Source organism: Mucilaginibacter sp., assembly GCF_028287845.1.
Taxonomy (GTDB): domain Bacteria; phylum Bacteroidota; class Bacteroidia; order Sphingobacteriales; family Sphingobacteriaceae; genus Mucilaginibacter.
Genome location: NZ_JAQBOW010000161.1, coordinates 1 through 6,998 on the forward strand (window position 1 = coordinate 1; position 6,998 = coordinate 6,998).

Below are 6,998 nucleotides of genomic sequence, written 5' to 3' on the forward strand. Positions count from 1 at the left end.
AAGCGACGAACTTTAAACGGACAGTTGTTAGCGCAATAACGTGTACCTACGCAACGGTTGTAAGCCATGTGGTTCAAACCTTCTGATGAGTGAACGGTAGCTAATACCGGGCAAACAGTTTCGCAAGGAGCGTGGTCACAGTGTTGGCAAAGCATTGGTTGGTGAACAACCGATACATTGTTTAAGTTAGTCAGTTTATCTATCTCGTGTTCTTCGGTAATGCTTTCGCCTTTTTCGTTAAAGCTGTAATAACGGTCAATACGTATCCAGTGCATTTCACGGCGGCGACGAACCTCATCACGACCAACAACCGGAACATTATTTTCGGCGTTACAAGCAACCACGCAGGCACCGCAACCGGTACAAGCGTTAAGGTCAATCGCCATTACCCAATTATAGGCAGACGTTTTATACTCTGTGTCGCTATAATCTTCCCACAAGCTCTTGTAGTCTTTATGCGCACCGTCTTTACCGCTGTTTTTGTAAGGATTTTTCTTGTACTCTGTAAAGCTTGCTTCGCGAATAACGCTGCGACCCTCATAAGAGTGGTGAGTTTGTGTTTGCGCTAAAATGATGGTATCGCCGGTTGCAGATATAGTTGCAACACCGGTGGTTTGCAAAGTACCATTACGGAAGCCATGCAGCGGGAAAGCATTTTTACCCACACCAGATTCTATTACAGCACCACCTTTGGTACGGCCATAACCAACAGCTACCGATAAGGTACCTTCTGCCTGGCCCGGTTGTAATAATACCGGTAAAGCAATGGATGTACCATTGACATCAACCGTAATAACATCACCTTCCTGCAGGTTTAGTTTTTTAAGGTCGGTTAATGAAAGGGCTGCAAAGTTATCCCATGTTACTTTTGATACCGGATCTGGCAACTCTTGTAACCATGGATTGTTGGCACGTTTACCATCGCGCATTGCTACGGTTTGGTAAAGGTGTAATTCTAATTTTTTATCGCCAGATGCAGCTAACTGCGTGCTTTGTGTTAAGATAGTTTGCGCAACAGCGTTCAAATCACGACTGAATGCATAAGAACCAGCTGTTTTTGCAGCAGCGCTGATAAAGCCTGTTTGCAATAAAGTTTCCCAGCCTTTTTGACCGGATAAACCGCCTTGTGATAATATGCCCTTATCCCAGTTGTTTCTAACATAAGTATAATAAACCTTAACCGGGTTATTGCTCCATATTAATAAGCTTTCCTCTGCCTGGCGGGTATTATACACCGGGTTAATAGTTGGCTGTAATACAGTATAGTAGCCTGCAATAGCATTAGCATCACCCCATGATTCTAAATAATGATGGTTAGGTGCAACAACATTACAAATAGCAGCAGTTTCGTCAATATGGTCTGCAAAAGATATTTTCAAAGGCACTTTGCTAAGTGCGTCTGTCAATTCTTTTGTATTGTAGTAATCGTAAACAGGGTTAGCATTCAGGAATAATACCGCGCCAACTTCGCCGCGTTTAGCCTCGCCTATAAACTCAACCAGATCAGCATCGTTACCTTTGTATTGATTTGAATAATTATCCAGATCAATAGTGGTTCCGTAGCTTCCTAAAGCAGCGTTGATAGCGTTAACCAATATTTGTGTAGCAACGTCGTTAGATCCGGCTACAACCAGTGCTTTTCCTTTTGCAGCTTTCAATTCGTTAGCGGCAATAGTAATGGCATTATTGGCTGCGTTATCGCTTAATTTTTTTGATCCCGGTAAAGTAGAACCAGTAATTGTATTGTATAGATTAATTAAAGCAATACCTTCTTCTGATGGTTTAAGCGGTATACGAACATCGGCATTGGTGCCGGCCAAACTCATTCCAGTTTCAAACTGGATATGGCGCGACATTTTTTTGCTTTGCAGCGATTTGTTATTTCTATTCTTAACGTATTGCGCGGTAAATTCAACCGGAGATATCCATGAACCCAGGAAATCTGCACCGAAGCTTACAATAACGTCTGCTTTATCAAAATTGTAGTGAGGCAATACGGCTTTACCAAAGCTGTTTTGGTTGGCTTGTATAATACCTGTATAAGATACCGCATCGTATGATACATGTTTAGCGGCAGGGAACTCGGTAATAAAATCAGCAATTACAGCCAGTGTTGACGGGCTGTTGATAGATGATGATACGATACGTATTTTTTTGCCCGAATCTTTAAGTTTTGCAAGCTCTAATTTAACGTAATCATCAAGGTCGCTCCATTCATATTCTGATGTGCCTTGTATCGGTGCCTTAACGCGGTTAACGTCATACAGATCCAACACAGAAGCTTGCGCCTGCGCACTTAAACCACCTTTTGATAAAACATCATTTGGGTTACCTTCTATTTTGATTGGGCGGCCCTCACGGGTTTTAACCAAAATAGCATGGCCCTCATAAGTTGAAGAATAGTAGTTGGCTACACCCGGGGTAATCTCTTCCGGCTTAATTAAGTAAGGAATAGATTTATGTACAGGCACCTTCTGACAGGCAGCCAATGTAACAGCACCTACGCCAAAACCCACCGCTTTTAAAAAGTCGCGGCGAGGCGTTTTGCCTAATAAACCGTCTCCGCTTAATACATCTTCAATAGGAATAGGTTCCGCGAATTCGTGTTTGTTTTTCTCAACAAATTCCGGTGTGTTGTTTAACTCTTCTAAACCTTTCCAGTATTTTTTATTGCTATCCATTTAAGCTTAATATAAACTGTAATGCTAAGTTCTTTTTTAATTAATAATGGCACTTACCGCACTCAATACCACCCAATTGTGCAGGTGTAACTTTCACGCCTTTTTTAATAAGGTCATGCACCTGTAACATATTTTCGTAGTAAGCGTTGCCTTTCATGTTAATGTTTGTGCGTTTGTGGCACTGGATACACCATTTCATGGTAAGCGGTGAGTATTGGTAAACCTCTTTCATGGTCTCAACCGGGCCGTGACATTGCTGACATTTAATACCACCAACCTTTACGTGTTGTGAGTGATTAAAGTAAGCGAAATCTGGCAGGTTGTGAATACGTATCCATTGGATAGGTTTTGCTTTTGTGCTATCGTATTTTGCAGTGGCCGGATCATAACCCAACGCGTCATAGATCTTATGTATCTCCGGCGACTCGGTTTTAACAACCTTGTGGCAGTTCATACATACGTTTAATGATGGTATAGATGCGTTTTTAGATTTAAAAGCTCCCGAGTGGCAATACTGACACTCAATTTTCATGATACCTGCGTGCAGATCATGCGGAAACTTAATAGGCTGTACCGGTTGGTAACCCTGATGTACATTGGTGTTCCATAAAGCAACCCATGTCCAGCTGCCCATAGCAATTGTACCGCAAAACAGAATAAAGAATACCAGTTTTTTATTCTTCAGGACTTTCTTTAAAGTAGCGTACTTGTCAGTAGCAACTGCTGCTTCTTCTGTAACCTCAGCTTCTTCAGGTAATAATCTTTTGCCGCCTAGCAAGCGCTCTAACGTAGCTATTACCTTATTCAATACCAGTATGATAATGAAGGCAAGAATAATTACGCCTATTAAACCAAAAACAACTAAGTTGCTTGGGCCTGAGTCTGTAGCTACAGCTGCAGCCGGTGCTTTTGCTTTCGCATCCTGCATAGTTTTCCAGTCTGCACGTACATAAGCTGCAATGTCAGCAACGTCACCGTCAGATAGACTTGGGAAAGACGGCATCACCGCTCCGCCAAACTCTGTGGAAATCTTAACCGCTTTAGGATCTTTTGCTGCTATTAAACCCTGGCTGTTGTGTACCCAACTGGCTAACCATTTATCATCAGTTTCTGATGAAATGATTGGGCCCAAAGCCGGTCCGGTCATGCGCACGTCTATCTTATGGCAACTGGTACAGCCAGCAGATTTAAATGTGGCCTCGCCTTTTGCAGCGTCGCCCTGTGCCTTAGCAGAAAATCCCAAAACAGCAAAGCAAACAAGTAGTAAAACCGGCCTTGAGAATTGTTTAAAAATCAATGAGATGCTTCTCATAAAGTTGTATTGATGCTAAATAGTTATTGTACTAGTATTTGAAACTGATAAAAGACGTGACTTATATCGATTTTTTCAGCCACAAAAGTATAATTTATTAAATAATCGCTGACAAATAAATGACAGCAATAACTAATTTATAATCTTTCTAAATAAATTATAAAAGTGCCTTTATTTGCAAAATTTAAGTCTTTGTTATTGCCCTAACAACCAGGCAAATATAAGCGGGACGACAATGGTAGCGTCGGATTCGACGATAAACTTTGGCGTATGTATATCCAGTTTTCCCCAGGTTATCTTTTCGTTAGGCACCGCGCCCGAATAAGAACCGTAAGAAGTTGTAGAGTCTGATATCTGGCAAAAATAACTCCAGAACGGAATTTCGGGCATTTCCATATCCTGGTAAAGCATTGGCACAACACATATTGGGAAATCGCCGGCAATACCACCACCTATCTGAAAGAACCCAATGCCCTTACCTGATGAATTTTTAACATACCAATCTGCCAGCCAGGCCATATACTCAATACCACTTTTCATGGTAACAGCTTTAATCTGGTTCTTTATAACGTATGATGCAAAGATGTTGCCCATGGTAGAGTCTTCCCAACCCGGTACAACTATCGGCAAGTTCTTTTCGGCCGCAGCTAGCATCCATGAATTTTTAGGATCTATCTCATAATACTGCTTCAAATCTCCGCTCAGCAGCATTTTATACATATACTCATGCGGAAAATAGCGTTCACCGCTGTCATCAGCATCCTTCCATATTTTATGAATATGCTTTTGCAACCTACGGAAAGCTTCTTCTTCGGGGATACAGGTATCAGTTACCCGGTTATAATGGCTCTCTAAAAGGTCCCACTCATCCTGCGGACTCAGATCACGATAGTTAGGCACACGCTTATAATGTGAGTGCGCCACCAGGTTCATAATATCTTCTTCCAAATTGGCACCCGTGCATGATATGATGGCAATTTTATCCTGGCGTATCATTTCAGCAAGCGATATACCCAGCTCGGCTGTGCTCATAGCACCAGCCAATGTTACCATCATTTTACCGCCTTCCAGCAAATGGGTTTCATAGCCTTTTGCGGCATCCATTAACGCGGCAGCGTTAAAATGCAGGTAATTTTTTTCAATAAATTGGGATACGGGTCCTTTTGTAGTGCTCATTTTTGATAATAAATAAATCAGCCGCAAAAGTAGGTATTTTGATTAAAACAGAATTTTAATTTTGAAAATGCTAGTGTACTAAACAATGCCGGCGATTACTCACCCCGTCTGCGCTTCGCTGGACCATCCTCTTCGCCTTCGGCGGAAAGAGGGTTTTAAGGTGGGGCAACCCTCTTTCCCGCTTGCCGAAGAGAGGGTCGACGAGCAAAGCGATGTCGGGGTGAGTAATCGCCGCCACACCAAAAAAATTTTATTTCTGCAAACTATTTCTTAAAATTTATCTTCGTACCCTTATATCACTCATGAGAAAACTTTTATCGTTCCTTATTATAATTAGCATTACTGCACGTTTTACCCCGGTTTTTGGGCAAAATATTATACCTCAGTTTATCCGGCACATGTACCTTAATAAAGATACCAGTAAACATAGCAGCTTTATTATTGTACCCGTTCTTACCACATCGCCCGAAACCGGTATTGAAGCCGGGGGTGCCGGTTTATTTTCATTTTATACGGATACCGTTCATTTGGATACCCGCGTTTCAAGCATTTTTGGTTATGCTACCGCAACTACCAAGGGTCAAACCCGCACCAGTTTAAATATCAGTTATTGGACATCCGAGAACAAATATCATTTTACAGCTTACGCGGGTTATACCCATTTTCCTTTTGATTTTTATGGCATAGGTAATAACACGGCTAAAGCCAATATTGAGCATATAGACGAGAAAAGATATAAATTAACCTTTGCCGCCGAAAAGCGTATGGGTAGTGCCTTTTATATAGGCGTTGTTGGCGGGGATGTAAATTTTAAATACAAGAACAATAACCCAGGCGGCATATTTGATACCGACCCGCAAATTGAGGACCGTACAGGGGGTGCCTTTGTATATATAGGCCCAAGCTTTAATTACGATACCCGAAACAACAACACCTACACCACCAAAGGAATGACCGTTACAGCCTATTTCAATGCGATGCAGGGCATTTTTGGCAATAATAGTTACACAGGCGGATTTTTTAATATAGAATACGCGCAGTTTTTCGCGCTGAATAAACAACTGGTGTTGGGTGTTGATGTGCAGGAACAAAGCCTGACAGGCGGCAGGTCGCCGTTTTATTTATTGCCGGCACTTGGCAGTGATGAAATGATGCGCGGCTATTATAACGGCCGTTACCGCGATCGTAATTTTATAGCCGGCCAAACCGAATTGCGATACCGCATCAACCAGCGTTTTGGGGTGGTTGGTTTTGTGGGTACCGGCGAAGTATTTCATACTATGTTTAGTGCTGCCCAACTAAAGCCTAACTATGGCGGCGGTGCACGCTACTTTTTTGATATTGAAAAGGGCCTTAGCGTAAGGCTTGACTATGGCGTTGGTCAAAAACCAGCGGGCGAACAGCGCGAAAGCGGCTTTTATGTTGGGCTGGGGCAAGCATTTTGACACGATTGAGAGATTTTTTTGATAAACAGGATTAAACATAATCATGAGCCAGATTAAAAATATAATCATTAAAATCAAACAAATCCTGTAATCGTGTTTATACTTTAATCACAAAATCCTCCTTAACTTGTCCGCTTCTGAAAAATACCAATCCTATCCAAAACAGATCAACAGTTGCGGTTACCTGCGGATGTGCCTTTATTTCGGCCCAGGCTTCTTTCATGCCTTCACTCCAGTAAATATCGTCGAATATCAGCAGGGTATTTTCGTGCACTTTGGGCAGGCACCATTCAAAATATTTCAGGGTAGCTTCTTTTTGATGATTGCCATCAACAAATATAAAGTCCAGTTTGTCTAAATCTTCAATTACATTGGGCAGGGTAT

Annotated in this window: 5 protein-coding genes; 1 reads left to right on the forward strand and 4 read right to left on the reverse strand. The window is 41.9% G+C overall.

The genetic code is table 11. The annotated features are described in order from the left end of the window. The 3 genes from JWP71_RS15945 to JWP71_RS15955 form a co-directional block, all read right to left on the reverse strand. Window positions 1-2,681, reverse strand: a 2,681-nt coding sequence (locus JWP71_RS15945; RefSeq protein WP_299501973.1) for a TAT-variant-translocated molybdopterin oxidoreductase, incomplete at its 3' end; no start/stop codon positions are given. 40 nt (window positions 2,682-2,721) lie between these two features. Then, window positions 2,722-3,993 carry a cytochrome c3 family protein gene (locus JWP71_RS15950; protein ID WP_299501976.1) on the reverse strand — a complete coding sequence of 424 codons (1,272 nt, stop codon included), beginning with the start codon at window positions 3,991-3,993 and terminating at the stop codon, window positions 2,722-2,724. 195 nt (window positions 3,994-4,188) lie between these two features. Then, window positions 4,189-5,169 carry a deoxyhypusine synthase family protein gene (locus JWP71_RS15955; RefSeq protein WP_299501978.1) on the reverse strand — a complete coding sequence of 327 codons (981 nt, stop codon included), beginning with the start codon at window positions 5,167-5,169 and terminating at the stop codon, window positions 4,189-4,191. Between the two features lie 302 nt (window positions 5,170-5,471). On the opposite strand from JWP71_RS15955, the gene JWP71_RS15960 reads away from it, so the two are divergent. After that, a complete protein-coding gene (locus tag JWP71_RS15960) occupies window positions 5,472-6,614 on the forward strand; it encodes a polymerase (RefSeq protein ID WP_299501980.1) in 1,143 nt (380 codons plus the stop codon). A 97-nt stretch (window positions 6,615-6,711) separates the two neighbouring features. On the opposite strand, the gene JWP71_RS15965 is transcribed toward JWP71_RS15960, so the two are convergent. Continuing rightward, a partial coding sequence (locus JWP71_RS15965) for a class I SAM-dependent methyltransferase (RefSeq protein ID WP_299501983.1) occupies window positions 6,712-6,998 on the reverse strand: 287 nt, incomplete at its 5' end.

Coding starts and splice junctions, on each gene's coding strand:
- JWP71_RS15950 (WP_299501976.1), bottom strand. CDS start 3,993: ATGAGAAGCATCTCATTGATTTTTAAACAATTCTCAAGGCCGGTTTTA.
- JWP71_RS15955 (WP_299501978.1), bottom strand. CDS start 5,169: ATGAGCACTACAAAAGGACCCGTATCCCAATTTATTGAAAAAAATTAC.
- JWP71_RS15960 (WP_299501980.1), top strand. CDS start 5,472: ATGAGAAAACTTTTATCGTTCCTTATTATAATTAGCATTACTGCACGT.